Consider the following 26,536-nt stretch of genomic DNA (forward strand, 5'->3'; position numbering starts at 1 on the left):
ATTATTTTTCCAGTAGCTCTGCAATTGCAGGGATGGTTGCTAAGCTATCAAGGTATTTTTTCATTGCAGGAGTGGCTTCCATAATTTGGTATTTGACTAAAAACATCACAAATGCCCCGACATATACATCGACAGCGGTAAATTGTTCGCCACAAATAAATGGGTTAGCACTGTTTAAACCCACCTCTAAGCAGGCCATTGTGCGTTCAACAGAGCCAAAGCCAGACGATTTTTGCTGCTCTTCGTTTAATTGAATACCTAAGTCACTGACCGTAAAGGCTGATTCAATTGGCCCTGCGGTAAAGAAAAACCAACGATAATAAGCAGCGCGTTTTGGGTCATCCAGTGCAGGTGCTAAGCCTTTTTCAATGAACTTATCTGCTAAATAAGTACAAATCGCTGCAGTTTCAGTGACGATAGCATCTCCATCAACTAATGCAGGCACTTTAGCCATCGGGTTAATCGCGAGGTATTCAGCGGTGTGCATGTCTGCGCCATAGCCTAGCTCAATGCGTTTGTAAGGAACATCTAGGATTTTTAATAATAAATCGACGGTATTGCCGCGTGACATTGAGTTAGTAAAAAGGACGAGTTCGCTCATGGTTATTCCCTTATATGAAGTTGAGTACTTACTATAAGGGAGGGGAGTGTCAGAAATTGTCAGGAGAGACACACAACACGTCTTTTTGCCATCGTGCTAATAAATATTCCTTTGGATACGGTAGTTTATCGGAAAGTGCAAAATACGACTGAATACGATCCAAGCGAAAGTGACGGTAGCTTTCTCGTAATTCACACCATGCTGCTAAGACTTGGGACTCTTTCATATAACCAATGGCAATTGGCCAAATAACGCGTTCGGTTGATTGGTTTTGGCCATCAAGGTAAGTCATTCGGGCTTTGCACTCTTTTCGTAAACTTAAGCGTAAGTCCTTAGCAATTTTATCATTGATGTCATAATAATGGGTTGTAGGGGCAAATAAGGTATTTTGATTGAGGATCTTTTGGGCATTCCCCGCGACCACCGCATTGATTTTACTGATTGCACGTATGGCTGAATTTTTAAGTTCAGTATCTGCATTACTTTTTACCCAACGCAAACCTAAAATCAATGCTTCTAATTCATTTTCATCAAAGGTTAATGGCGGTAATAACAACCCTGTTTTGAGTTGGTAACCGATACCTGCTTCCCCAACAATTTCAGCCCCTTGATTTCGGAGAGATTCTATATCGCGGTAGACTGAGCGAATACTTACTTCCAACTGGGAGGCAAGGGCTTCTGCCGTAATTGGATAACGGTTTTCTTTTAAGATTTGTAATAAGGTCAGCAAGCGTTGAGTACGAGTCATAAGTCTTGTTTATTCTTATTTAATACGTATTGCGCCTATTTATGCAACTAATAGGCGCAATGTGCGCAGTTATTGGCTTTTTTGCCACCAAGACACAATGTAATCAGCCACTTGTTCTGGGTTATTGATGTCAAGCTGTGGCACTTGAGTATCAATGATTTCATTACTGGCGACAGCGACTACATAGTTATCGATCAGGCCATTCAGTGGTTTTCCAACCTCAGATCGAAATAAAGCGATTTTATCGATCGTCTCATGTTTAAATCCTTCGACGAGAATCAAGTCTAAAGACGCAGGATCAAAACGGCTTGCTAAATAATACAGATCCATTTCTTTGGATTCTGGGGTTTCTGTCATAAGCGCCCAGCGCTTTTCGCTGGCGACAAGGGTTTGGTCAGCACCTGCTTTGCGTAATTCAAAGCTGTCTTTACCAGGTTTATCCACCTCCATATCATGATGGGTGTGCTTGATTAAACCGACACGGACGTTACGTTGCCTAAGCAGTGGAATGACTTTTTTTAATAATGTTGTTTTACCTGTGCCGCTGTAGGCGGTAATTCCGAGTAGAGGTAGCGTATTTTGTTTCATGGCTATTTTTGTTGTAACTCCCAGTTACGGCTATCTTCTGGCGTATTCAAGTTAGCGAATGAACCAGATTCTGATGAGAACGTGATGCCTTTTGCATTGATTTTCTGCATAAACAGCATCAATTTGCGATCACCTCTGGCGAGATAATCATCGAGTTGGGATTGGAGACTGCGGTGTAACAGGGCGAAAGTGGGGTGTTCGCGCTCGGTATCTTGAGCGTAACAGGCCAAATGCTGATCTTTTTCCATGAACATTTTTTCCGCTAAATTCAATGGGAAAGAAGGAACATCGCAAGGGACAAATAGCAGCCAATCGGTTTTGGCGCAACGAAGAGCTGCTTGCATACCTGCTAAAGGGCCTGAAAAATCCGCATTTAAATCCGTAATAACCGTCAATTGGCTTTGACGATATTCATCTTGATTGCGATTGGCATTAATCATCACTTGGTGAACTTGGGGGGATAAGCGTGCGAGGATATATTGGTACAAAGGCTTGCCTAACAAAGGCACTAAGCCTTTATCTTGCCCACCCATACGTGTTCCTCGGCCACCTGCCAGTATGACCCCTGTAATTGACTGTCGAAATGACATATTCAATATCCTTGAATATCTTCAAGAAAATGTTTCAACTTACCTGCAAACACTTTCGCGTATAGTAATTGCTAAAATTTATTCTATTTTGCTATAAAATCAATGAATATTCGTACGTATTGGCGCTAAACTTTACGTAGATTGACAACAGTTCGCTTTTTCTCTTGTATGATTATTGATAACTTGTATCGAATATTCGTGATAAAGGAATAAACATGAAATGCCATCGCTTAAATGAAGTTATTGAGCTTCTGCACCCTGTTTGGAAAGATAACTCAGATTTAAACCTTGTTGAATTATTGCAGAAACTTGCTGATGAAGCGGGCTTTAAAGGCAGCTTATCTGAATTAACGGATGATGTATTGATTTATCATCTGAAAATGCGTGGCACTGACAGTAACGATGTGATCCCTGGGCTAAAAAAAGACTATGAAGATGACTTTAAAACGGCCATTTTGCGTGCTCGTGGGATCATAAAAGACTAAATCATGAATGAGATAGAACCTTCGAATTTCCATTTTAGTGGGATTTCACCTGACTTGATTTTAGACGCGCTAATGGAAGCGGGGATTTACCTAGAATCAGGGCTGACTGAATTAAACAGCTATGAAAACCGCGTTTTTCAGTTTCAAGATGAAAATCGTCAACGTTATGTGGTGAAGTTTTATCGGCCTGAACGTTGGAATCGGTCGCAAATTCAAGAAGAACATGATTTTACGCTAGAATTATATGATGAAGGACTTCCTGTTGCAGCCCCTCTTGAGTTTGCTGGGCAAACGGTGCTGGAGTTTGGTGGCTTTATGTTTGCTGTTTTTCCGAGTATCGGTGGGCGGCAATATGAAACAGACAACTTATTTCAGCTCGAAAGCGTAGGGCATTTATTAGGGCGCATTCATCAAATTGGTCAGCGTAAAAACTTTGCATTTCGTCCGACAATAGGCGTGGATGAATACCTTGATAAACCGCGCGATATTATTGTTTCAAGTTCATTGTTAAAAGAACGCGATAAAGAGCCATTTGTAACATCGTTGGATAAGCTGATTGCGCAGGTCAAACTGCAATGGCCAACAAGCTTATCTACCCTAAGGCTGCAAGGGGATTGCCATCCAGGCAATATCTTGTGGCGTGATGAGGCTTGGATGGTGGATTTCGATGATGCGCGCAATGGCCCTGCGATTCAGGATTTATGGATGCTGCTCAATGGCTCACGCCAAGAGCAACTCATTCAATTAGATACGTTATTAGAAACTTATAATGAGTTTTCTGATTTTGATGTAAAACAGCTGAAGCTGATTGAGCCGCTTAGGGCGATGCGTATGGTTCACTATCTCGGGTGGATTATTCGCCGTTGGCAAGACCCTGCATTTCCTCGGGCGTTTTCGTGGCTACAGGCTGATGATTTTTGGCAAAAGCAATCTCTTGAGTTTGCGCAGCAAATTGAACGGTTGCAGGATGCTCCTTTGCAATTAACCCCGCAGTTTTAACATTTAAGTCTTTGTTTTTGGAGAATGTAGTCTATGAAAAAAATTATGTTGGCTTTGCTTGGTATTGCCATGTCTTTTGGTGCTGCAGCGGCAAATTACACGGAAGGTAAAGAGTATACCGATGTTAAACCTGTGCAAAACCTGCCACAAGTTTTAGAGTTTTTCTCTTTTTACTGCCCACACTGTTACCAGTTTGAAAGTGTGTATAAAGTGCCACAAACGGTAGAAGCAAATTTACCGGAAGGCGTAAAAATGGAACGTTATCACGTTGATTTCTTAGGGCCTTTAGGCGCTGATTTAACGCAAGCGTGGGCAGTTGCTATTGTATTGAAAGCAGAAGATAAAGTGACGCCAATTCTGTTTGAAGGCATCCAAAAAACACAAACTATCAACAGCAAAGCTGATATCCGTAATGCTTTCATCAAAGCAGGTATCTCTGGTGATGAGTATGATGCAGCACTGAATAGCTTCGTGGTCAAATCTGTGGTGGCAAAACAGCAAAATGCAGCCCAAGATTTAAAACTGCGTGGTGTGCCAGCATTATTTGTTGATGGTAAATATCAAGTCCGCAACAACGGTATTTCAGCTGATAAAGCGGAAGACTATGGCAAAGAGTTCTCCAATGTGGTGAATTTCTTAGTGAATAAAAAGTAAGCCTTCTTGATGGTGGCAAATCATGCCACCATCAAGCTATTTCCCCTCACTGCTGAATCAATATCCACAATTCGACGACTCCCTTCATCTTGTGTTAAATCAAAACATGTATTAGCTAACCCATTGATTTTTATTTCTTGTTTTTATATACAAACAACCTCTTTCTTATTGAATTCAATCAATAACATAAATATATACACACGGTTATCCACAGGATATTCCATTACGTAGTGTGATTAGCCATGGGGTGAATAATCACTTCGTTGGCTTGAATTAGCGATCATTTGTTTGAAATTGGTCGCGATTTCAACAGAATTTCGGCAGAGGGTTGGCGTAATGTAAAACTTGGGATGTATCCTAAGCCACATTATGGCATCCTATGGCTCTTCATTCCCGATTAACAAGATGATGACAGACTATGGCTCAGATTGCAGAAAACCCCCTTATTTTGGTTGATGGTTCTTCCTACCTATACCGTGCTTATCATGCATTCCCTCCGCTTACAAACAGCGCAGGTGAGCCTACAGGTGCCATGTATGGTGTGCTCAATATGTTGCGCAGTTTAATGCTGCAATATAAGCCTAGCCATGTCGCGGTTGTCTTCGATGCGAAGGGAAAAACGTTTCGTGATGAATTATTTGAAAGTTATAAATCTCACCGCCCACCGATGCCTGATGACTTGCGGGCACAAATAGCGCCATTACATGAAATGGTTGAGGCGATGGGGTTACCGTTGCTGGTTGTTTCAGGCGTAGAGGCTGATGATGTTATCGGGACGTTAGCCCGTGAGGCGAGCCGTAAAGGTATGCCTGTTTTGATTAGTACGGGTGATAAAGATATGGCGCAATTGGTTGAGCCAAATATCACACTGATCAATACCATGAACAACACCATCTTAGGCCCTGATGAAGTCAAAGATAAGTATGGTGTTCCTCCTGAGCTTATTATTGATTTCCTCGCATTGATGGGTGACTCGTCAGATAACATTCCGGGTGTACCGGGTGTTGGCGAAAAAACGGCATTAGCACTGTTACAAGGTATTGGTAGTTTAGACGCCATTTACAACGACCTTGATGCTATCGCGCCATTAGGTTTTAGAGGTTCAAAAACCTTAGCCCCTAAAATGGCGGAAAACCGTGAACTTGCGTTTTTATCTTACCAACTCGCGACAATTAAGACCGATGTTGAGTTAGATAAAAAATGTGAGGAATTACAAGTTACTGAAATTGATGCAGATAAGCTTCATCAATTATTTAGCCGCTATGAATTTAAACGTTGGTTAGCGGATGTTGAAAATGGCTCTTGGATGGATGGCAAAGGTGCCAGTAATAAAGCTGCTCCAACGCCAGCAACGGCAACGGTGAAAGCCGCGGCGCCTGCGACACCAACACTCAGCGCTGAAAACTACCAAACTATTTTAGAAAAAGCCGATTTAGACCGCTGGATTGAAAAACTGAGCGCCGCCTCTTTATTTGCTTTTGATACCGAAACTGACAGCTTAGACACGCAAGAAGCGCGTTTGGTCGGCATGTCATTTGCGATTGAAGCGGGTCATGCGGCCTATTTGCCTTTAGGCCACGATTACCTTGATGCACCCGCTCAGTTACCGCTTGATGAAGTCCTTCAAGCGATGAAACCGATTCTTGAGAGCGAAAAAATTCTCAAAATTGGTCAAAACCTGAAATATGACGCGGAAGTTTTAGAAAACTATGGCATTGAATTAAAAGGTATTGGCTATGATACCATGCTGGAATCCTATGTATTAAATAGTGTGGCAGGTATGGGACGTCATGATATGGACAGCCTTGCAGAACGCCACCTTAACCATAAAACGGTCAGTTTTGAAGAGATTGCAGGTAAAGGTAAAAAGCAGCTGACGTTTAATCAGATTGCGCTAGAAGAAGCCGCGAATTATGCAGCTGAAGACGCTGATGTTACCTTGTTGCTGCATCAAGCACTTTATCCGCAGGTAGAAGCGGAGCCAAAACTGAAGCACATTTTTGAAAATATCGAAATGCCGCTGGTGCCTGTGTTAGTTCGCATGGAGCGCAAAGGGGTATTAATTAATGCAGCGACACTGGCAGCACAATCCAAAGTGATCACGGCGCGTTTAGCTGAATTGGAAAAAGAAGCGTTTGAACTGGCGGGCGAAGAGTTTAATCTTGCATCACCAAAACAGTTGCAGACTATTTTATTTGAAAAACTGCAATTACCCGTGATTAAGAAAACGCCAAGTGGTGCAGCATCAACGAATGAAGAGGTATTGGAAGAGCTAGCGCTTAACCATGCGTTGCCTAAATTGCTTTTGGAGCACAGAAGCTTAGCCAAACTGAAGTCGACCTACACAGATAAGCTGCCACTCATGATTAACCCGCGTACTGGCCGCGTTCATACTTCTTATCATCAAGCGGTTACGGCAACAGGGCGTTTATCTTCACGAGATCCTAACTTACAAAATATTCCTGTAAGAACAGAAGAAGGGCGGCGAATTCGCCAAGCGTTTGTGGCGCGTGATGGTTATAAAGTCATGGCGGCTGACTATTCACAAATTGAATTACGTATTATGGCGCATTTATCTCAGGATAAAGGCTTACTTACCGCGTTCGCAGAAGGGAAAGATATTCATAAAGCAACGGCAGCAGAGGTGTTTGGTATTCCTCTTGATGAAGTGACTAGCGATCAACGTCGCAGTGCAAAAGCAATTAACTTTGGCTTGATTTACGGTATGAGTGCTTTTGGTTTAGCGCGTCAGTTAGGCATCCCGCGGGGTGAAGCTCAGCGTTATATGGATTTATATTTTGAACGTTATCCAGGTGTTCTACGTTATATGGAAAATACGCGTTTACAGGCATCTGAACAGGGTTATGTTGAAACCTTAGAAGGGCGTCGATTATATTTAGCAGATATAAAATCCAGCAACGGTATGCGCCGTAAGGCTGCAGAGCGTGAAGCGATCAATGCCCCAATGCAAGGCACTGCAGCTGACATCATCAAAAAAGCGATGATTGCTGTCGATAACTGGCTACAAACGGAAAAACCACAAGCAGATATGTTAATGCAAGTACACGATGAATTGGTTTTTGAGGTCAAAGAGTCTGAGTTAGAGCGTGTTCAAGCTCAGGTACAAGCCCTGATGGAGCAAAGCTTGAAGCTTGATGTACCGCTCAAAGTGGAAGTTGGTATCGGGAATAACTGGGATGAAGCCCACTAGTTTTTGATGAGCTTAAAGTTGAGAAGCGCCTAATGAAATTTTATTAGGCGCTTTTTTTATGAATACGTTTCGGGTAGTTATGCGTTTGGTATTATTGACTGCAAATTGAACATAATTACTCGATAATTCACTGAATTTTAACTTGAAAAATTAAAAATAAATGACATATTTATGCGATGTAGCTCTCATAAATATGTAATAAAAATACGATTTTTTATCTTGATTTGAATATATGGGTAGCTGAATCGTAGTAAGCTTTGAAAAAAAACTACAAAAAGACTTTTTTTCGAGCGAAAAATAAAGTACATTAATAGGCGTAGGGTACAGAGGTAAGATGTTCTATCTTTCAGACCTTTTACTTCACGTAATCGGATTTAGCTGAATATTAGCTGCTCCAGTCAAAGTTTTTGACTGGAGCATTTTTTTATCTAAAATTCAGGCAATTAGATTTGAGGCAGGTTAGTGAGCCATCAGTGACTCACTTGTTTGGTCGGTTACGCTGGCGTGTTATACCAGCTATCTAGCTTAATTCGCAGTTTATCAACACCAATCTTTTTCAGTGCAGAGAAATATTCAACCTCAATATCCCCTTCTAATGGTGCCAGCGCTTCACGCACTTCTGTAAGCTGTTTCTTTCTTGCGCCTGATGCCAGCTTATCGGCTTTTGTCAGCAAGACTAAGACTGGCACATTCATCGCGACAGACCATTCAATCATCTGCATATCGAGATCTTTTAGCGGATGACGGATATCCATTAAAACGACGAGGCCTTTAATGCACTCTCTTTTTTGCAGATATTCGCCAAGTGCTTGTTGCCATTTGCGTTTCATTTCTTCGGGAACTTCGGCATAACCATAGCCTGGAAGATCAACAAGACGTACACCTTCTTCAACTTCAAATAGGTTGATGAGCTGAGTTCTTCCAGGTGTTTTACTGGTACGTGCTAAGCTTTTTTGCTGTGTTAATGCGTTTAACGCACTGGATTTACCTGCATTTGAGCGGCCAGCAAAAGCCACTTCAATACCCGTATCTTTGGGTAGATGACGAATATCGGGTGCACTGATGACAAATTTTGCCATCTGATAGTTATGATTCTTAATTGCCATTTGTCGTTCTCCCTGAGTTAGCCTCAAAAGGCGGGGGGATTATAGCTTTGCTTGGCCTCTTCCGACAACTCGAAATATTACCCGCGCTTGGGTAATCCTATAATGAATGACTAGATAAGAGTAGAAAAAGTAGGCAATGGATAAATAATCACAATTCTCGACGTTTTTTATCGAAATTGGTCTACAATCTAGCGCAATTAGTGATTTTCAAGCTTTTGGAGTAAATATAGGTAAATCTTTAGCAATCTTGATGGCTTCGCTCTAGAATTGCCTAATTGCAGTTGTAATATGTCATAACGAAAGGGATCTTACATGTTAAAACGAATTTTTGTGCCACTTTTGGCCGTCTGCGCAATGAGCGCCTCCTCTTTTGCATTATCGGCGGGTGAGACTTACATCAAATTAGTCACGTCTGCGGGTAATATTGAACTAGAATTGAACAGTAAGAAAGCACCAGTGACGACAGAAAACTTTGTCCAATATGTTAATGAAGGTTATTACAACGGAACAACCTTCCACCGTGTTATTCCTGGTTTTATGATCCAAGGTGGCGGTTTCGATAAAGATTTACAGCAAAAACAAACTCGCGCACCTATCAAAAATGAAGCGGATAATGGCTTGCGTAACTTACGTGGTACCATTTCAATGGCCCGTACAGCAAATAAAGACAGCGCAACAAGCCAGTTCTTTATTAATGTTGCAGATAATGCATTTTTAGACCACGGTCAACGTGACTTTGGTTACGCCGTGTTTGGTAAAGTGGTTAAAGGCATGGATGTTGCAGATAAAATCTCTAAAGTGAAAACGGAGAATGTCGGCCCATACCAAAATGTTCCCGTAGAACCAATTACAATCATTTCAGCTGAAGTGATTAAAAAGCCTTAATGCTGTTTAGTGGGTAAGCGGATGAGTTTACCCACTTTTACTACTCAAAAAGCCGTTTTTTAAGTTCGCTATACATTTCATCACGCCTATCTACCGCAATAATGGTTACGGTGACATTAATATCACTGGAATTATCACTTTTCACTGTATAAGCAAGACGATACGCATCATTCTTGAGCTTAATTTTATAGCAATTATGCTGTAGTGAAAGCCGGTTCTTTCATCACCGCTGCAGGATTTTTTTTAAATTTGCTTTTAGCTCTATTTTTAGTGCTAATTTTGGCTCTAATTTAATTTTTGTCTATTAAATCCACGAAAAGTTTGTCTGAATTTCATCGTTTTAGTCAATACTTTTACTCCCTTGTATTTAAAGTAATTCTTAATCTCATTATGAAATTGTTATGTGGGTGTAAATATAATTCCATGATTTTTATATGGAAATTTTTATGGATAAAAAGCATTCCTTGACTTAAATAGGCTATTTTCTTGCTTAGGCTGTGCTATGATAGCCGCCCTTTGTTATTTTTCGTGGTGTTTTAATCATCGTTCTGATTGTCAATATCCGAAAAATATGCATGGGATATAATATATAATGATAAAAATCAGTCGGATAGGCTACTATGCTTCTACTTATTGATAATTACGATTCATTTACTTACAACCTTTACCAGTACTTTTGTGAGTTAGGTGCTGAGGTTGTTGTAAAACGTAATGACGAAATTACCATCGAAGAAATTGAACAGCTTTCGCCTACGCATCTGGTGATTTCACCTGGGCCATGTACACCAGATGAAGCTGGGATCTCCCTTGAGGCGATAAAGTATTTTGCGGGGAAATTGCCTATTTTGGGGATTTGCCTTGGCCACCAAGCCATAGGGCAAGCTTTTGGCGCATCAGTCGTCAAAGCCCGTGAAGTGATGCACGGAAAAACATCCGCAATTCATCATAACCATCAAGGTGTGTTTAAAGGTTTGAACCGCCCGTTGACGGTCACTCGTTATCATTCTCTCGTTATTGCAGCAGAGACACTTCCTGTTTCTTTTGATGTATCAGCATGGTCACTGAATAACGGTGATGTAGATGAAATCATGGGAATACGGCACAAAACCTTACCAATCGAAGGCGTTCAGTTTCACCCTGAAAGCATTTTGAGTGAACAAGGCCATGAGTTATTGAACAACTTTTTAAAGTATTAGTCTGGCAATATTACTAATAATAAATTAATTATGCATATTTCCCCCTTGCCTATTGCTCTTTTGTGATTTTTTATTCATATTTGATGCTTATATTTTCACTTAAGCATCCAGTTAGAGCAGGTGAGGGGTATGACAGAACAACAATCAGTAAATCGGCAGACTTTTGACCAAGTCATGTTGCCTATATTTTCGCCCGCTGAGTTTATTCCAGTAAAAGGCGAAGGAAGCCGAGTTTGGGATCAGCAGGGCAAAGAATACATTGATTTTGCAGGCGGAATTGCCGTTTTAGCGTTAGGGCATTGCCATCCAAGTTTAGTCGCAGCAGTCCGCGAGCAAAGTGAAAAACTCTGGCATGTCAGTAATATCTTTACCAATGAACAAGCACTTAAACTCGCGCAAAAGATCACTCAAGCGACATTTGCCGATCGCGCATTTTTTGTGAACTCAGGTTCAGAAGCCAATGAAGCGGCTTTTAAGCTAGCGCGTCGTTATGCCATCACAAAATACAGTCCTTATAAAACCAAAATCATTGCATTCAAGCAGGGGTTCCATGGCCGCACACTATTTACCGTTTCGGTTGGTGGGCAAGCTAAATACGCAGACGGTTTTGGGCCAAAGCCTGCGGACATTATCCATGTACCTTTTAACGACCTTGATGCAGTTAAAGCGGTGATCGATGAGAACACTTGTGCGGTTGTTTTAGAGCCCGTACAAGGCGAAGGTGGCGTCACTGCCGCTACGTCAGAATTTCTGCAAGGTGTTCGTAAGCTGTGTGATGAAAATAACGCCTTATTAATTTTCGATGAAGTACAAAGTGGAATGGGGCGCACAGGCAAATTATTTTCTTATATGCACTATGGTGTGACGCCTGATATTTTAACCACGGCAAAAGCACTGGGTGGTGGTTTCCCTATCAGCGCCATGATCACTACAGAAGAAATCGCTAAAACGATGGAAGTGGGGTCACATGGCACCACATATGGTGGTAATCCATTAGCTTGTGCTGTAGGCAATGCGGCGTTTGATATTATTAATACTGAAGAAGTGCTAAGTGGTGTTGAAAAACGTCGCGAGCTATTTGTTGCACATTTAAATAAGCTGAATGATAAATATAACATTTTTTCTGAAATCAGAGGAATGGGGCTTTTAATTGGTGCAGAGCTTGACGGCAGGTTATTCAACCGTTCGAAAGATATCTTACAAGCCAGTGCAGTAGAAGGGCTAATGATGTTAAACGCTGGCACTAACGTACTGCGCTTTACGCCTTCGCTGATTATTTCGGAAGAAGAAATCAACAGTGGTATGGCAAAATTAGAGAAGGCGATTGGGAAGTTGTTAGGTTAAATTATCGAGTAAAGTTGCAGAGGCATTTTTGCCTCTGCAATAAACGTTTTATTGATTAAATTTTTCTACTTTTTACAGGACCTTGTTTTGCCTTTAATATTAATTGCGCAGCTTGTTTTTCTTGTGTTGAAGTGACAATAGCCATTTCTTGGTATTCTTTTTTCAAAGCTTCCAACTCAGCTATTTTTTTATTAAGTTGCTTTATTTGTTCCATTTTATTTGAGTTATTTATTTTATTTCGACGAGAGGGATGAATATAACCTGTTGAACTATTTCCTTTGGTTAATTGCTTCATTTTTTCTGCCTGTGTTTTTTCTAGCTTTTTAGGGGTTTTATTTTTTTCTTTTTCAGGTAGTCTGGTTTTGTTCACTTTATTATCTGTAATTTCATTTTTATTTAGATTGCTGAAATTTTCACTTATTAATCTAATGTTTTTATTTTTCTCTTGATGTGGAAAGTCATCTGAAAAGCACACTGAATTACCTAAAGAGGAATTGTTATCTGATTGATAACCTGAGGAATTAGAGTTTAGGCTCTCATTACTATTGAACATATTTTTTCCAGATGTATGTTTTATGACTTTCTCTTCATTTTCTTTAAGAGAACTGAGTTGATTATTTAATTTATTAATGACTCCATTCATAGTTTCAATGGTAGCACTAAATTTAGTATCTCTTTTATTAGATGGAGAGGAAATGCATTCGTTAATTAGATTCTGGGCAGATTTAGTATATTTGAATTTGTCATCTAACTTGTTAAAATCCTTATGGGATGACATCTTTTTTTCGAGTTCGTGAATTTTGTTTTTTAGGTTTTTAGCTTGATTAAATAATTCTCTATCCTTACCTGAAAATGATATTGGTGGGTTTTTTTCTTCGTTTACAGCCTCTGCATTTTGTTTGTTAGCCTTTTGTATTTCAGATACTCCATTTTTTTTATAAAACTTAACGTTGTAAATATCTTCCTTTCTAGGATTCAGTTTGTTTTTAACCACTAAAGCTTGAACCTTGCCCGTTGATTGTACTTTTTCAATCGAATTATAAAAGAATTGTTTTATTTTATTGATGCCAAAATCGCTAATTAAATTTTTTTTTCGGTCTATGTTAATTAATTCAGCATTAGAGTTGCTAGTTTTCATGGGCGTATTTTCCAGTTTGATTTTCGTTGGCGAATTATTTTCGATGGTGATGTTGTTTTGAAAGATATCTGATGGGGAAACTAAATCATCATCATGATAGGTATAAGGCAATAAGAGTTTTTCAACAGGTGGTGAATAAGGTAGTTGATTTAGCTCGGGTTGTGCTCTTTTTTGAAATTCACGGCTCTGAGTAGCGAAATTTATTTTCTTATAATTCTCAGAGTTTAATCTATTAATAATATTTAAATTATCAATGAAAAAGGGGGCGGATGCTTTTTTTTATTGTTGATGTTACTAATTTTACTGTCTTGACTATTTAATTTACCTTCTAACTTCATAACGAATAATCTCCTAATAATAGTTTTGTTAGCACTATCTTAGTGTGATCATTAGCTAGGAAAATATAAAGAAACGACACTCATTAAGAAATGATATATAAAAATTGTATTTTGGGTGAATAGCTTTATACCAATAATATAAAGCTATTCCAAAGTGTGCGCCCCACCAAGGGAGTGAGGCGAAAGGTTAGTTATCGAGTACCGTAAACAACAATGGTTTTACCATGCGCGGAGATTAAGTTTTGATCTTCCAGCATTTTCAAAATACGGCCGACAGTTTCACGGGAACAACCAACGATTTGGCCAATCTCCTGACGGGTGATTTTGATTTGCATCCCATCTGGATGTGTCATGGCATCAGGTTGTTTGGCTAAATTCAGTAGCGTTTGTGCAATACGGCCTGTTACGTCTAAGAAGGCGAGGTTGCCCACTTTTTCTGACGTTGTTTGCAGGCGGCTTGCCATTTGCGCGGAAAGGCGCATTAAGATATCAGGATTAACCTGAATCAATTGACGGAATTTTTTGTAAGAAATTTCAGCAACTTCGCAGGCGATTTTTGCTCTAACCCACGCAGTACGTTCTTGCCCTTCTTCAAATAATCCAAGCTCACCAATGAAATCCCCCTGATTCAGGTAGGAGAGGATCATTTCTTTGCCTTCTTCATCTTTGATTAAAACAGCCACTGAACCTTTAACTATGTAGTAAAGGGTTTCTGCTTTCTCACCCTGATGGATCAGTGTGCTCTTGGATGGATACTTATGAATATGGCAGTGTGACAAAAACCATTCAAGAGTAGGGTCTGTTTGTGGCTTGCCGAGAACCATTAGCGTTATCCTCTGTATGTTATTGCAGCCATCCGGAAAAAGCGTACCAGAAAGGCTGGCTTTAAAGTCACTAGCTTAGCATATTAATTTGTCTTATATACCCTAAATAACAGGAAGAGCAACATTGCATCAATCGCTTTTCATGGTTAGGGTAAACAAATTGATATCAACACTATAATATAATCAAATAAAACGTTGAGTTTTGATCTTAATCCTATCAACTAAGTATTGTTTGTAGCATATCCGATACAGAAAGTCTTCCCTGTATCGCTTCAGCAGAATAAAGCTGATATAACATTCTTTATATCTATGGAACAATGTAGCCTTTAAATCGATTTCATTTCAAGGGGAATAAAATGGAAGCAAGAGTTAAATGGGTGGAGGGGCTCTCTTTTTTAGGTGAGTCAGCGTCAGGCCACCAAGTGATGATGGACGGCAATGCAGGCGATAAAGCACCAAGCCCAATGGAAATGGTGTTAATGGCTGCAGGTGGTTGCAGTGCAATTGATGTGGTATCCATCTTACAAAAAGGCCGTAATGATATTACCGACTGTGAAGTGAAATTAACCTCTCAGCGCCGTGAAGAAGCGCCTCGTTATTTCGTTAAAATCCATTTGCATTTTATTGTAACAGGGAATGAATTAACGGATAAAGCGGTTGAACGTGCAGTTCAGCTTTCTGCTGAAAAATATTGTTCAGTCGCGTTGATGTTAGAAAAGACCGTCGAAGTGACACATAGCTTTGAAATTAAAAATTAAAAATAAATTTAATAGTTATTGATATATTTTAAAAATAAGATGCTTATTTTAATTAATGGTAAGCATCTTATTTAATAATCAAAAAAACAATTTAGTCATGTTTCTGAGTAATTAGCTTTTCGACTATTGGCATCATAATTAATTCCATTGCTAAGCCTAATTTCCCCCCTGGCACGACAATCGTATTCATCGCAGAGATAAACGAGCCAGATATCATTGACAGTAGATAGGGAAAATCAATCTGTTCAAGTCCACGAAAGCGAATAACAATAAAACTTTCATCTTGTGAAGGAATAGCTTTCGCTGAAAATGGGTTTGAGGTATCTACAGTAGGTACGCGTTGGAAGTTAATATGGGTACGGGAAAATTGTGGTGTGATGTAGTTAATATAATCCCCCATTGAACGTACCACCGAATCCATGACTGCTTCTCTAGAGTGCCCACGTTCAGTGGTGTCACGGATGAGTTTTTGTATCCACTCTAAGTTCACAATAGGCACAACACCTACCAGTAAATCAACATGTTGCGCGACATTGTGCTCAGGTGTCACAATCCCACCGTGTAAGCCTTCATAAAACAGCACATCCGTTTTTTCAGGTAACGATTCCCAAGGAGTGAACGTACCTGGTTGTAAGCCATAAGGTACTGCTTCATCATAGGTATGTAGGTATTTACGCGATTTCCCACAGCCCGTTTTGGCGTAATCCACCAGTGTTTGCTCAAGTAGCGCAAAGTCATTGGCTTCTGGACCAAAATAACTAATATGGCGGCCTTGCTCTCTGGCTTTGCGAATCGCCATATCCATTTCAGGGCGCGTGTAACGGTGGAAGCTGTCCCCCTCTAGTGTGGCTGATTGGATATTTAATTGGTGGAATATTTTACGAAAGGCTTGGCTAGTTGACGTTGTGCCAGCACCGCTTGAACCAGTGATGGCAATAATCGGGTGTTTTTTGGACATAGCGGACTCCCTGTGTTGCGCTTATGGCCACTATTTCAGAAACAGCGAACGAAGCGGGTTAGCGGGCTTTAGGCATGAAATTAACGGATTCATGCAATTCTGACCAGACTAGCACAATTTCGCCAGAAACTAACTGCCGTTTCACATCGTTCACTTTATCTTGCAGGCTTTTTTCTTGGGCACCATAGTCAGTGCCTTCGCGTAACACATAGCTTTCAATTAGATTTTCCAGTGTTTCAGGCGTAAGTTCTTGCCAAGGAATAATCATTTTTTTTCCTTATTTAGATAAGGGATTAGCCATTGTGGAATGCGGGTTTCTAGCCACATTTTGGGCTTTCTTAATGTGCCACTCACAAAGCCCACATGACCACCGTGTTCCGTCATCTGGTACTCCACATTTTTAGGTAAATGTGATAGATCAGGAACTACTTCTGGCGCCATAAACGGATCATCTTTGGCATGAATAATTAACGTTGGTTTGGTGATATAGGCAAGCTTAGGGAGCGCGCTACATTTTTGATAGTAATCCGTCGCATCATCAAAGCCATGAATACGAGCGGTGATCACATCATCAAATTCACGGATCCGTTTAAGTTGCTTTAGCTGTAACAGATTTAATGGTAATGAACCTGGATAGCGAACGAGTTTGCGAGTCGCATTGCGTTTTAAGCCATTGAGTAAATAGCGTTGATAAAATTGGGAAATCCCTTTTTCCATCCGCAATGAACAGGCTTCCAACATGAGCGGTGCAGAGACCACGACACCTGCATCTACATCTGCATTTTGACCACTTTCGGCTAAATAACACGCTAACATATTGCCACCAAGGGAATAACCCACCGCTGCTGTTGGCGCATCACCAAAGGTGTGCTTTAGCCAACGCAAAAAATAACGTGCATCACTGGTTTCACCTGAATGATAGATACGCTGCTGGCGATTCGGTTCGCCGCTGCAACCCCGAAAATGCATGATGACACCTAACCAACCTTGGTTTTGTGCGCTTTCTAGCATGCCGTGGGCATAAGGGCTTTTAAAATTGCCTTCTAACCCATGAAAAATAACTAAACGCGGCTTATGTGCAGCGAGCTCAGGTTTTTCGCTCCAAGCAAGATCGATAAAATCGCCATCAGGCAATTCAAGTCTCTGCCAAAGAGGTTTAATTTTCGGTGTCCTGCGAAAAATTCTTGGCAACAAAGTTTGGAGGTGTGGATTCTTAGCCCAACTTATCGGACGAAAGTTTTCTGACATAGCCTTATTTTATTTAATGGGGACTCTTGTGAGTCACATAACATACTGTTATTTTTTTGTGATGCAAGTAAACAAATTTGAGTTTGAGGATTAAAGTATAAATGACACTGGGGCTGATTTTTTCACTTTTTACATTTCTATTCATTGCCGCAGTCACACCTGGCCCTAACAACATGTTGTTGACCTCAAGTGCAGCAAACTATGGTTTTCGTCGTACTATCACATTATGCCTTGGGATCATGCTAGGTATGCAGCTCATACTTTACCTCTCTGCATTTGGGATTGCTGCGCTTTTACTGCTATATCCTGCGATCCATATCGTGTTAAAAATTGCGGGCAGTATTTACTTATTGTGGCTTGCATGGAAAACCGCCACGGCAAATTATGCACCACTTAAAGCAAATAGCGAAGTGGCAAAAAGCGTCACTTGGTATCAAGGCGGTTTATTGCAATTTTTAAACCCAAAAGCATGGATGATGGGTTTAGGTGCCGTTGGTGGGTTTAGTCTACCTGGTGAGTTATTCACTCAGTCAATTATTATGATGAGTATCGCTTTTGTGGTTGTGAATTTGGCGGCAGGGCTTATTTGGATGGGGTTTGGCTCGTTAATTAGCCTGTTTCTTCGTAGCCGGCGTGCATGGTTTATCTTTAACTGGACAATGGGATTGCTGACCGCACTGTGCGTGCCATTAATTTGGTTAGAGTAATGCCTATAGCCAAGAAGCTAATCATATTTAGCTTCTTGGCATCTCTATATATGAAAAGTACGGTCGTGACCCGTTGGTAATTCGATGGTTAGGCTAAGTTTTCCCTCGCATCGCACCTACATGCGGCTTTTGCTTAGGGAGTGATTAACTTAAATCGACGCCTTTACTGCCAAATAGGTAAGTAAAGAGGAAACCGCAGACATACGAAACCAGTATGCCGCCCGCATACACTGCCATCCCTGCGAGTACGCCTTGCCCTGAGGTCATTAAGGGGATCGCGATTAATCCAGATGGGCCAAACACAGTATTTAAACCTACGGGCAAACCCATCCATGCTACCGCACCGATAAAGAACCCTCCTGCTGCGCCACCTAAACATGCTGTCACAAACGGTTTGACGCGAGGGAGTGTGACACCGTAAATCAACGGCTCGCCAATCCCTAAGAACCCAGGGAACAGCGCCCCACCAATTTGTCCGCGGGTTACAGAGCCTTTTTTGGCTTTCACGTATAAGGCAAGCGCCGCACCGACTTGGCCTGCACCCGCCATCGCCAGTATTGGGAATAGCGAGTTAAACCCTTGTGCATCCACTAAGGCAACATAAACAGGGATAAACCCTTGGTGAACCCCAAACATGACCGCAATTAAGAACAACCCAGCTAAGACTGCGGTACCAATCGGGTTACCGTTTAAGTGCATAAATAACCAAGACATTCCATCGAACAGCCAAACACCAATCGGCATGATAAAGATAAAGGTTGCTGCACCTACAATTAACAGAGTAATAGTTGAGGTCAGAATAATATCAAGGCTGGATGGAATAATTTTGCGGACTTGTTTTTCAACCCATGCACCAAAGATACAAGCAATTAAAATCCCAATAATGTTGCCGCGGGGGTCGATGTGCCAACCAAAGAAGTTAGACATCCCCGAATAGAAGCCTTTTGTTGCTTCTGGGTCGTAACCTAAAATAAATAAGGCGGCAATAATTGCGCCATTAACGCCACTTCCACCAAAGGCTTTTTGGGCGTTGTAGCCAATTAATAACCCCATAAAGGTAAATAAACCTTTACCAAATATGGCTAGGTAAGCAATGGCACTTTTTAACCAAGCCAGCTGCTGGGAGTCTGGTGGGAACACGTTTTCATTGGTGACTAATAACCCAAGTAATGATGCGATCCCCATCAACAGACCTGCACCAATAAACCCTGGAATTAGGGGAGTAAAGATGGTGGCAAACTTTGATAGAAAGCGGTGTACCGCGCTAGTTTGTTTCTTTTTCAACTGCTGCTTATTGGCAGAGGCAATTTCGTTCAGATCTTGAGTTTGATGAGGTGATTCATCGTGCTCATCTTCTTCATCCTCTAGCATTTTGTTCATTAAGTCCGCGGCGGTTTGGGCTTTACCTGGGCCTAGGACAATTTGTAGCTGCTCGTCACTTTCGATAACACCAAGCACGCCTGGGATTTGTTTCAGTGCGGCTTTATCGACGAGTTGGTCACTGTTGAGTGTCAGTCGTAAGCGAGTCATGCAGTTACCCGCTAGTTTTATATTGCGACGACCCCCTACTTGTTGCAGGATCTGCTGCATCATTTCTATTGTTATTTTAGCCATACTATTTTTCTCATTAAAATCCGCGTATTAGGCGGAAGATGCCATATTGAGTGCTGTACGAATAAAACCGTTATTGTTGGTGAGCAGCTGACGAGCCTCATCGGCATTCAAGCCTGATAACACCATCAAAATTGCCGTCTTACAGTGCCTGTCACATTGTTGAAGTGCGTTTTCAGCTGTGGTTCGGTCACAGTCAGTTGCCTCCATAACAATTTTAGTTTGTCTTTCAATTAACTTGGCATTCGTGGCTTCAACATCCACCATCAAGTTGCCAAATACCTTACCGATACGGATCATCGCGCCCGTGGTGATCATATTCAGCACTAGTTTTTGGGCTGTTCCCGCTTTCATTCGTGAAGAACCAGTGACCACTTCTGGACCAACAATAGGGGTAATTGCGATATCTGCTGCATTGGCGATGGGGCTATTTGGGTTACAGCTAATGGCTGCTGTCGTGGCGCCGACAGAGCCTGCATAAGCTAAAGCGCCTAACACATACGGAGTACGCCCACTTGCTGCGATACCAACGAGTACATCTTTTTCATTAAATTGGATATTTTTCAGGTCTTGTTCACCTAACTCAGGTTTATCTTCTGCGTTTTCGACGGCACGAAAAATGGCTTGGTGACCGCCTGCAATGAGGCCGATGACTTGCTCATGAGGAGTTCCATAAGTTGGTGGGCACTCACTGGCATCAAGTATGCCTAAACGCCCAGAGGTACCAGCGCCCGAGTAAACTAATCGACCACCGTTTAGAAATGCGTCTGCGACTTTATCAACTAACTGTGCAATTTCAGGCAAGACTTTTTCGACAGCTAAAGGGACTTGTTTGTCTTCGTTGTTAATCACTTGCAGCATTTGCAAGGTAGGAAGTTGGTCGATATGTGTACTTGCGGAATTGCGGCTTTCCGTTACCATTTTGCTTAAGTCGATAGTCATGAAATAGCTCCTAAATCAGATATTGTGCCAATATTATGGAATTATTTATTCCTTTGGTGTGATTGAAATCACGGTGTTATCTATTCTAACTTGCGAATATAAAGGAATATTTTGTCATTTATTTCAAATTAAAGAGTCACTTTTCATTGAATTTATTCGATTATTTTTAACGTATCGATTAAGTTTTATTGGAATAATTTATTATTATTATTATTATTATTATTTTTTTGATGGCTTGAAATTTACACCTTTTGGGGGCTCACTATGACATTATTGGATGTCATCACGTATTCACTACCGCGATTAGCAGAAAATCAGCGGAAAATTGCGCAATTTATCCTGGAAAATCCAGAAAATATATTGAGTTTGTCTTCATCTCAACTGGCTGAGAAGCTAAATGTCAGCCAGTCCGCTATTGTGAAGTTTAGCCAAAAAGTGGGCGTTAAGGGGTACCCTGCGCTGAAATTGGCGCTAAGTGAAATTATTGGGCGCCAGAAACTTAATGAAGGGACGGCTCATACTGCATTGCATAATCGAATTGCACCGAATGATAATTTGATGGTGGTGGCGCAAAAGCTTGCGATGGAGAAAAACCATTCGATAACAGAGACAACAAAGCATATTGATTTCAAGCAGTTTGAAAAGGTCGTGGCGTTAATCGATAAATCTCAGCGGGTGCAGATAGTCGGCATTGGCGGCTCAGGGCTCACGGCAAAGGATTTAAGTTATAAGCTGCAAAAAATTGGGATTACTACCTTGGTCGAATTTGATCATCATGTGCAAATTGCAGCGGCATTAACGTTAAATTCCAATGATGTACAGATTGTTATCTCGTTTACGGGCAAGCGAAAAGACATGCTGAGTGCAGCGAATATCGCTCGTAAGCAAGGAGCATCGGTTATCGCGATAACGCGTGACCGACATTCACCACTGGCGCAACTCTCTGATTACGTTATTGAAAGTATTGCGGAAGAAGATGAGTGGCGTAGTTCGTCTATTTCATCTCGAACAGCTCAAAACACTATAACCGACCTCATTTTTATGGCATTGCTACAAAAACGCGAGGCTAAAGCCAAGTCTTTAGTTATGAATGCGAGAATGGCAATTAATAATTTAGATGAATAGCCTTTAGTCTTATAACTCATCGATAACTTTGCAATACATACCTATTTGCGTTAAGACTAAAGTTATAAGTATTTAAATTTGAAATATTCAAAGGGGAATTATTGATGAGAGCACTCATTGTTTATACTGAGTTAACTGACGAAGATTCCGTTATTAGCCACGCAGTAGCAAGACTGGCAAGCGAATTGAACGATGAACATGTTGAAACCGTGATTATTCGGGATTTTGAAGATGGGATGGCTTACATTCGTTCAAATACGAGCATCGATTGCTTGCTATACGGCCGCGATATGTCAGATAAGCAAGAACAAACCCAAGCTCATCAATTAATTACTCAGCTTCACCGTCGACAAGAAGATGTCCCTGTTTTTTTACTGAGCGATCGTGAAGAAGCGCTAACCGCTTTTGACCGAAAAATGATGGAGCAAGTCGATGAATTTGCTTGGATTTTAGAAGATTCAGCCGACTTTATTGCTGGGCGTGTACTTGCGGCGATTATTCGCTATCGTGCACAATTGTTGCCGCCATTAATGAAAAGCTTAATTAAATACAGTGACATACATGAATATTCGTGGGCGGCCCCAGGGCACCAAGGTGGGGTTGGTTTTACCAAAACACCTGCGGGGCGTATTTATCACGATTTTTTTGGTGAGAATTTATTTCGCACAGATATTGGGATTGAGCGAGTTGCAGTGGGCTCATTGCTAGACCATACAGGGGCATTTGGTGAATGTGAAAAAAATGCCGCGCGTATCTTTGGTGCTGACCAATCTTATTCGGTGGTTGTCGGGACATCGGGTTCCAATCGAACGATTATGCAAGCTTGCATGACTGATGATGATGTCGTCGTCATCGACCGAAATTGTCATAAATCGATTGAGCAGGGGTTGATCCTGACAGGGGCTAAACCTGTGTATATGACACCTAGCCGTAACCGCTATGGTATTATCGGTCCAATTTATCCGAAAGAGATGACACCCGAAGCCATTGCTGAAAAGATCGCTAAGAATCCATTAACATTGGACAAAATCGGTAAACGCCCTACCTATAGTGTTGTCACTAACTGTACCTACGATGGTGTCTGCTACCATGCACGCAAAGTTCAAGATTTACTGGATAAATCATTGGATAGAATTCATTTCGATGAAGCATGGTATGGGTATGCACGTTTTAATCCGATTTATCATAACCACTTTGCTATGCGAGATGAGCCGAGAAATGGCGATGAGCCGACGATTTTTGCCACTCACTCCACACATAAGTTGTTGAATGCGTTATCCCAAGCATCATTCATTCACATCCGAAATGGTCGTAACTCGATTGATTTCAATCGCTTTAATCAGGCTTATCATATGCACGCCACCACTTCGCCGCTGTATGCCATTTGTGCCTCAAACGATATCGCGGCGGATATGATGGATGGTAATAGCGGGCGTTCACTCACCGACGAAGTTATTCGTGAATCTATCGATTTCCGCCAATCATTGGGTTATTTGTATAAAGAGTTTCTCAATGATGACGAATGGTTCTTTAAGCCATGGAATCAGGAAATGGTGAAGGACCCTGCGACAGGGAAACGCTATGCTTTTGAAGATGCCCCTGTTGAGTTGCTGATGAAAGAGCAGAGCTGCTGGGTAATGAACCCTGAGGATAAATGGCACGGTTTTAAAGATATCCCTGAAAACTGGGCAATGCTTGACCCTATTAAAGTCAGTATTTTATCACCAGGAATGGGGGACGATGGCAAACTGCAAGACACTGGCGTACCCGCAGCACTGGTGACTGCATGGTTGAACCATTATGGGATTGTGCCAACACGGACAACGGATTTCCAGATTATGTTCTTGTTTTCCATGGGGATCACTAAAGGGAAGTGGGGGACTTTAGTTAATGCGCTACTCTCCTTTAAACGCCACTATGACAATAACACCAGTTTGAAAAAGGTGTTACCTGAAGTGGTGGAAAGTGCCCCTGAAATATATGGTCACATGGGGTTACGTGACTTAGGCGATAAAATGTTTATCTATCTACAGAAAAATAACCCTGCTGGGCAGCTGAATCAAGCGTATGAACAATTGCCTGAAGTGGTGATGAGCCCACGAGATGCGTACCAAGAAATTGTCGCTAACCGTGTGGAAGCAGTTCCGCTCGATAAACTCGCCGGGCGTATCGCTGCCAATTCGATTATTCCGTATCCACCAGGTATCCCGATGTTGCTATCAGGGGAAAGTTTTGGGGATAAAAACAGCCCACATATCGGTTACTTACACAGCCTGCAGGCGTGGGATAGTGAGTTCCCTGGCTTTGAACATGAAACCGAAGGAACCGAAATTATCGATGGGCAGTATTATGTGATGTGTGTGAAACACTAATGACATCAAGCTAGAAAACGAAAAAGGCGCTTGATTTTAATAAGTCAGGCGCCTTTTGCGTGTTAATTAATGGCAGAATAACTAGTTGGCCTCAAACTCACTGGTCATCACTTCCAGTTTTTCTTGTAGCTCCATCCATTCCATTTCAACCGCTTCAAGGGCGGATTTTTGCTCCGTTTGTTTTTTCAAACATTCAGTCAGCTCTGCTTTTTTATCTTGCTCATAAATTGCTGCGTCAGAAAGCTTCGATTCTAACTCGCCCAGTGACCTAGAGTATTTCTCCATCTGCTTTTCCAACTCCGTGATTTTTTTACGGATTGGTTGAGTTAGCTGGCGGAACTCCGCTTCACGACGTTTTTGATCTTTCCTATCTTGCGCGGTGACTGTTGCCGCAGCGGCGGGTTTGTCTTTCTCTTGCTGGTCACGCACTTGCTGCAATTCGAGCTTGTTTTGCTCGGCAAGCCATTGTTGGTAATCTTCTAAATCACCATCAAATTGTTCTACTGCACCGCCGTGAACTAAATACAGCTCATCAGTGGTGGTTCTTAGCAAGTGCCTATCATGGGAAACCACGACTAATGCGCCTTCGAATGCCATCAAGGCTTCGGTGAGGGCTTGGCGCATGTCCAAATCCAAGTGGTTGGTTGGCTCATCGAGTAACAACAGATTTGGGCGTTGCCAGACGATGAGTGCTAGCACCAAACGTGCTTTCTCTCCACCAGAGAAACGGCCGCTAGGGTCTGTCACTTGGTCGCCTTTAAAACCAAAGCCACCTAAATAGTCGCGCAGCTGTTGCTCCGTTTGCTCTGGGGCAAGGCGTGCAAGGTGTTGTAATGGAGATTCTTCAGGGTGCAGGTATTCCAACTGGTGCTGGGCGAAATAACCCAGTTTGATGCCTTTAGCGAGGGAAATTTCACCCTGTAATGGCGGTAAATCACCTGCTAGCATCTTAATTAACGTGGATTTACCCGCGCCATTACGCCCCAGTAACCCAATGCGTGAACCTGGCACTAAGTTCAGCTTAATTGATTGCAAAACGATTTTTTCACCGTAGCCCGCGCTGACTTTTTCCATCTTTAATAATGGATTTGGCAAACTTTCAGGTTTACGGAATGAAAAATGGAATGGGTTATCCACGTGTGCAGGTGCCACCATTTCCATTCTTTCCAACATCTTAATACGGCTTTGTGCTTGCTTTGCTTTGGTTGCTTGCACTCTAAAGCGGTCGATATAGCTTTGTAGGTGTGCGGCCTTAGCCTGTTGGCTTTCATACAGCGCTTGTTGTTGAGCCAGTTTTGTTGCGCGCTGGCGTTCAAATGAAGAGTAGTTGCCCGTGTATTCGAACATAGTTTCTTGTTCAATATGCAACACTTTATCAATAATTGGGTCGAGGAAATCCCTATCATGGGAAATCAAGATTAACGTGCCTTGGTAGCTTTTCAGCCATTTTTCCAGCCAAATCACCGCATCTAAATCAAGGTGGTTAGTTGGTTCATCAAGTAGCAACAAATCAGAGCGGCAAAGTAGCGCTTGCGCGAGGTTCAAACGCATCCGCCATCCACCCGAAAATGATTTTACGGGAGAGTCTAATTGCGCTTGGCTGAAACCTAAACCATGAAGCAAACTTGATGCACGCGAACGGATTGTCCACGCATCGATAGCATCTAATTGCCCATGGACGACCGCAATGGCATTACCATCATTTTTTTCATTAGCTTGGGCAAGTTTTTGTTCAAGGGCGCGAAACTCACGGTCACCGTCAATGACATATTCGAGAGCGGGCACATCTAATGCAGGGGTTTCTTGGTTGACCCATGCCATAGACCAGTTGCTTGGAAACGTTGCAGAGCCTGCTTCAGCTTGTAATTCGCCTTTCAATAGCGCAAGCAGCGTCGATTTACCGCAGCCATTTTTACCCACTAAACCAACTTTTTGGCCAGGGTTAATCGTTGCCGTGGCATTGTCCAAAAGAACACGAACGCCTCGACGAATTTGGAGTGAAGAGAAAACAATCATAGCAACCGTCTATTAAAAATATGTTAAATTATCAACGTATATACTCTAAATAATTCACAGTGCAGTTAGGCGACAAGCAAATGAGTCGCGAA

At 41.7% G+C, this 26,536-nt stretch carries 25 protein-coding genes; 12 read left to right on the forward strand and 13 right to left on the reverse strand.

Annotated elements, in window-relative coordinates:
- Position 1 precedes the first annotated feature (1 nt).
- The 4 genes from PR808_RS06175 to mobA all read right to left on the reverse strand — a co-directional run bounded on the left by PR808_RS06175 (position 2) and on the right by mobA (position 2,527).
- Entirely contained in the window at positions 2–601 is a 600-nt protein-coding gene (locus PR808_RS06175; protein WP_272538938.1) for a glutathione S-transferase family protein, read from the reverse strand.
- Between the two features lie 49 nt (positions 602–650).
- Positions 651–1,349 carry a helix-turn-helix transcriptional regulator gene (locus PR808_RS06180; RefSeq protein WP_206084831.1) on the reverse strand — a complete coding sequence of 233 codons (699 nt, stop codon included), beginning with the start codon at positions 1,347–1,349 and terminating at the stop codon, positions 651–653.
- A gap of 69 nt (positions 1,350–1,418) precedes the next feature.
- On the reverse strand, positions 1,419–1,937 hold the full coding sequence (mobB, locus tag PR808_RS06185; protein ID WP_206084830.1) for a molybdopterin-guanine dinucleotide biosynthesis protein MobB: 519 nt from the start codon (positions 1,935–1,937) through the stop codon (positions 1,419–1,421).
- A gap of 2 nt (positions 1,938–1,939) precedes the next feature.
- Positions 1,940–2,527 (reverse strand): molybdenum cofactor guanylyltransferase MobA, encoded by a 588-nt coding sequence (gene mobA / locus PR808_RS06190; protein ID WP_206084829.1) that lies wholly within the window; start codon positions 2,525–2,527, stop codon positions 1,940–1,942.
- Positions 2,528–2,742: 215 nt separating this feature from the next.
- Here mobA and PR808_RS06195 point away from each other — a divergent pair, with 215 nt between their 5' ends.
- The 5 genes from PR808_RS06195 to PR808_RS20675 all read left to right on the forward strand — a co-directional run bounded on the left by PR808_RS06195 (position 2,743) and on the right by PR808_RS20675 (position 8,258).
- Complete coding sequence (locus PR808_RS06195; protein WP_206084828.1) at positions 2,743–3,012, forward strand: YihD family protein; 270 nt, start codon at positions 2,743–2,745, stop codon at positions 3,010–3,012.
- A gap of 3 nt (positions 3,013–3,015) precedes the next feature.
- Positions 3,016–4,011, forward strand: coding sequence for a serine/threonine protein kinase (locus PR808_RS06200; RefSeq protein WP_272538939.1), 996 nt, complete (start codon positions 3,016–3,018; stop codon positions 4,009–4,011).
- A 33-nt stretch (positions 4,012–4,044) separates the two neighbouring features.
- Complete coding sequence (gene dsbA / locus PR808_RS06205) at positions 4,045–4,665, forward strand: thiol:disulfide interchange protein DsbA (RefSeq protein ID WP_206084827.1); 621 nt, start codon at positions 4,045–4,047, stop codon at positions 4,663–4,665.
- A gap of 418 nt (positions 4,666–5,083) precedes the next feature.
- Positions 5,084–7,876: a DNA polymerase I gene (gene polA / locus PR808_RS06210; RefSeq protein WP_272538940.1), complete on the forward strand. Its 2,793-nt coding sequence runs from the start codon at positions 5,084–5,086 to the stop codon at positions 7,874–7,876.
- Positions 7,877–8,210: 334 nt separating this feature from the next.
- Entirely contained in the window at positions 8,211–8,258 is a 48-nt protein-coding gene (locus PR808_RS20675; protein WP_438361642.1) for a hypothetical protein, read from the forward strand.
- 112 nt (positions 8,259–8,370) lie between these two features.
- Here PR808_RS20675 and yihA read toward each other — a convergent pair whose 3' ends face one another.
- Entirely contained in the window at positions 8,371–8,982 is a 612-nt protein-coding gene (yihA, locus tag PR808_RS06215; RefSeq protein WP_206084825.1) for a ribosome biogenesis GTP-binding protein YihA/YsxC, read from the reverse strand.
- A 312-nt stretch (positions 8,983–9,294) separates the two neighbouring features.
- On the opposite strand from yihA, the gene ppiA reads away from it, so the two are divergent.
- From ppiA to PR808_RS06230, 3 genes are all read left to right on the forward strand, one after another.
- The gene (gene ppiA, locus PR808_RS06220) at positions 9,295–9,867 is read left to right on the forward strand and encodes a peptidylprolyl isomerase A (protein WP_206084824.1); all 573 of its coding nucleotides are present in this window, start codon (positions 9,295–9,297) and stop codon (positions 9,865–9,867) included.
- Between the two features lie 620 nt (positions 9,868–10,487).
- Positions 10,488–11,063 (forward strand): aminodeoxychorismate synthase component II, encoded by a 576-nt coding sequence (locus tag PR808_RS06225; protein WP_004265957.1) that lies wholly within the window; start codon positions 10,488–10,490, stop codon positions 11,061–11,063.
- A 129-nt stretch (positions 11,064–11,192) separates the two neighbouring features.
- A complete protein-coding gene (locus tag PR808_RS06230) occupies positions 11,193–12,407 on the forward strand; it encodes an aspartate aminotransferase family protein (protein ID WP_272538941.1) in 1,215 nt (404 codons plus the stop codon).
- A gap of 55 nt (positions 12,408–12,462) precedes the next feature.
- Here the strand turns inward: PR808_RS06230 and PR808_RS06235 are convergent, their stop codons facing one another.
- Positions 12,463–13,545 (reverse strand): hypothetical protein, encoded by a 1,083-nt coding sequence (locus PR808_RS06235; RefSeq protein WP_272538942.1) that lies wholly within the window; start codon positions 13,543–13,545, stop codon positions 12,463–12,465.
- A 529-nt stretch (positions 13,546–14,074) separates the two neighbouring features.
- Complete coding sequence (crp, locus tag PR808_RS06240) at positions 14,075–14,707, reverse strand: cAMP-activated global transcriptional regulator CRP (RefSeq protein WP_004262556.1); 633 nt, start codon at positions 14,705–14,707, stop codon at positions 14,075–14,077.
- Between the two features lie 356 nt (positions 14,708–15,063).
- Between crp and PR808_RS06245 the strand changes: the two genes are divergently transcribed.
- The gene (locus PR808_RS06245) at positions 15,064–15,465 is read left to right on the forward strand and encodes an OsmC family protein (protein WP_206084820.1); all 402 of its coding nucleotides are present in this window, start codon (positions 15,064–15,066) and stop codon (positions 15,463–15,465) included.
- Between the two features lie 91 nt (positions 15,466–15,556).
- Here the strand turns inward: PR808_RS06245 and PR808_RS06250 are convergent, their stop codons facing one another.
- Genes PR808_RS06250 through PR808_RS06260 form a run of 3 tightly spaced genes read right to left on the reverse strand, consistent with a single transcriptional unit; the run spans position 15,557 to position 17,671 of the window.
- Positions 15,557–16,423 carry a phosphoribulokinase gene (locus PR808_RS06250; RefSeq protein ID WP_206084819.1) on the reverse strand — a complete coding sequence of 289 codons (867 nt, stop codon included), beginning with the start codon at positions 16,421–16,423 and terminating at the stop codon, positions 15,557–15,559.
- A 58-nt stretch (positions 16,424–16,481) separates the two neighbouring features.
- Positions 16,482–16,691: a YheU family protein gene (locus tag PR808_RS06255; protein ID WP_206084818.1), complete on the reverse strand. Its 210-nt coding sequence runs from the start codon at positions 16,689–16,691 to the stop codon at positions 16,482–16,484.
- Entirely contained in the window at positions 16,688–17,671 is a 984-nt protein-coding gene (locus PR808_RS06260) for a hydrolase (RefSeq protein WP_206084817.1), read from the reverse strand. Before PR808_RS06260 ends, PR808_RS06255 begins: the two co-directional genes overlap by 4 nt.
- 101 nt (positions 17,672–17,772) lie before the next feature.
- Here PR808_RS06260 and PR808_RS06265 point away from each other — a divergent pair, with 101 nt between their 5' ends.
- On the forward strand, positions 17,773–18,378 hold the full coding sequence (locus PR808_RS06265) for a LysE family translocator (protein WP_272538943.1): 606 nt from the start codon (positions 17,773–17,775) through the stop codon (positions 18,376–18,378).
- A gap of 144 nt (positions 18,379–18,522) precedes the next feature.
- On the opposite strand, the gene murP is transcribed toward PR808_RS06265, so the two are convergent.
- Positions 18,523–19,992, reverse strand: coding sequence for a PTS N-acetylmuramic acid transporter subunit IIBC (murP, locus tag PR808_RS06270; protein WP_206084815.1), 1,470 nt, complete (start codon positions 19,990–19,992; stop codon positions 18,523–18,525).
- A gap of 27 nt (positions 19,993–20,019) precedes the next feature.
- A complete protein-coding gene (gene murQ / locus PR808_RS06275; protein ID WP_206084814.1) occupies positions 20,020–20,931 on the reverse strand; it encodes an N-acetylmuramic acid 6-phosphate etherase in 912 nt (303 codons plus the stop codon).
- A gap of 264 nt (positions 20,932–21,195) precedes the next feature.
- On the opposite strand from murQ, the gene PR808_RS06280 reads away from it, so the two are divergent.
- On the forward strand, positions 21,196–22,056 hold the full coding sequence (locus PR808_RS06280) for a MurR/RpiR family transcriptional regulator (protein ID WP_206084813.1): 861 nt from the start codon (positions 21,196–21,198) through the stop codon (positions 22,054–22,056).
- Positions 22,057–22,160: 104 nt separating this feature from the next.
- Positions 22,161–24,428, forward strand: coding sequence for an arginine decarboxylase (adiA, locus tag PR808_RS06285; RefSeq protein WP_206084812.1), 2,268 nt, complete (start codon positions 22,161–22,163; stop codon positions 24,426–24,428).
- A gap of 81 nt (positions 24,429–24,509) precedes the next feature.
- Here adiA and PR808_RS06290 read toward each other — a convergent pair whose 3' ends face one another.
- On the reverse strand, positions 24,510–26,444 hold the full coding sequence (locus PR808_RS06290; RefSeq protein ID WP_206084811.1) for an ABC transporter ATP-binding protein: 1,935 nt from the start codon (positions 26,442–26,444) through the stop codon (positions 24,510–24,512).
- Positions 26,445–26,536 lie beyond the last annotated feature (92 nt).

The organism is Providencia sp. PROV197 (assembly GCF_028479625.1).
In the GTDB taxonomy this organism is placed as follows: Bacteria; Pseudomonadota; Gammaproteobacteria; order Enterobacterales; family Enterobacteriaceae; genus Providencia; species Providencia vermicola.

Excerpts from the sequence above, each read along its gene's own strand:
- PR808_RS06175 (WP_272538938.1), bottom strand. The coding sequence starts at position 601 with ATGAGCGAACTCGTCCTTTTTACTAACTCAATGTCACGCGGCAATACC.
- PR808_RS06180 (WP_206084831.1), bottom strand. The coding sequence starts at position 1,349 with ATGACTCGTACTCAACGCTTGCTGACCTTATTACAAATCTTAAAAGAA.
- mobB (WP_206084830.1), bottom strand. The coding sequence starts at position 1,937 with ATGAAACAAAATACGCTACCTCTACTCGGAATTACCGCCTACAGCGGC.
- mobA (WP_206084829.1), bottom strand. The coding sequence starts at position 2,527 with ATGTCATTTCGACAGTCAATTACAGGGGTCATACTGGCAGGTGGCCGA.
- PR808_RS06195 (WP_206084828.1), top strand. The coding sequence starts at position 2,743 with ATGAAATGCCATCGCTTAAATGAAGTTATTGAGCTTCTGCACCCTGTT.
- PR808_RS06200 (WP_272538939.1), top strand. The coding sequence starts at position 3,016 with ATGAATGAGATAGAACCTTCGAATTTCCATTTTAGTGGGATTTCACCT.
- dsbA (WP_206084827.1), top strand. The coding sequence starts at position 4,045 with ATGAAAAAAATTATGTTGGCTTTGCTTGGTATTGCCATGTCTTTTGGT.
- polA (WP_272538940.1), top strand. The coding sequence starts at position 5,084 with ATGGCTCAGATTGCAGAAAACCCCCTTATTTTGGTTGATGGTTCTTCC.
- yihA (WP_206084825.1), bottom strand. The coding sequence starts at position 8,982 with ATGGCAATTAAGAATCATAACTATCAGATGGCAAAATTTGTCATCAGT.
- ppiA (WP_206084824.1), top strand. The coding sequence starts at position 9,295 with ATGTTAAAACGAATTTTTGTGCCACTTTTGGCCGTCTGCGCAATGAGC.
- PR808_RS06225 (WP_004265957.1), top strand. The coding sequence starts at position 10,488 with ATGCTTCTACTTATTGATAATTACGATTCATTTACTTACAACCTTTAC.
- PR808_RS06230 (WP_272538941.1), top strand. The coding sequence starts at position 11,193 with ATGACAGAACAACAATCAGTAAATCGGCAGACTTTTGACCAAGTCATG.
- PR808_RS06235 (WP_272538942.1), bottom strand. The coding sequence starts at position 13,545 with ATGAAAACTAGCAACTCTAATGCTGAATTAATTAACATAGACCGAAAA.
- crp (WP_004262556.1), bottom strand. The coding sequence starts at position 14,707 with ATGGTTCTCGGCAAGCCACAAACAGACCCTACTCTTGAATGGTTTTTG.
- PR808_RS06245 (WP_206084820.1), top strand. The coding sequence starts at position 15,064 with ATGGAAGCAAGAGTTAAATGGGTGGAGGGGCTCTCTTTTTTAGGTGAG.
- PR808_RS06250 (WP_206084819.1), bottom strand. The coding sequence starts at position 16,423 with ATGTCCAAAAAACACCCGATTATTGCCATCACTGGTTCAAGCGGTGCT.
- PR808_RS06255 (WP_206084818.1), bottom strand. The coding sequence starts at position 16,691 with ATGATTATTCCTTGGCAAGAACTTACGCCTGAAACACTGGAAAATCTA.
- PR808_RS06260 (WP_206084817.1), bottom strand. The coding sequence starts at position 17,671 with ATGTCAGAAAACTTTCGTCCGATAAGTTGGGCTAAGAATCCACACCTC.
- PR808_RS06265 (WP_272538943.1), top strand. The coding sequence starts at position 17,773 with ATGACACTGGGGCTGATTTTTTCACTTTTTACATTTCTATTCATTGCC.
- murP (WP_206084815.1), bottom strand. The coding sequence starts at position 19,992 with ATGGCTAAAATAACAATAGAAATGATGCAGCAGATCCTGCAACAAGTA.
- murQ (WP_206084814.1), bottom strand. The coding sequence starts at position 20,931 with ATGACTATCGACTTAAGCAAAATGGTAACGGAAAGCCGCAATTCCGCA.
- PR808_RS06280 (WP_206084813.1), top strand. The coding sequence starts at position 21,196 with ATGACATTATTGGATGTCATCACGTATTCACTACCGCGATTAGCAGAA.
- adiA (WP_206084812.1), top strand. The coding sequence starts at position 22,161 with ATGAGAGCACTCATTGTTTATACTGAGTTAACTGACGAAGATTCCGTT.
- PR808_RS06290 (WP_206084811.1), bottom strand. The coding sequence starts at position 26,444 with ATGATTGTTTTCTCTTCACTCCAAATTCGTCGAGGCGTTCGTGTTCTT.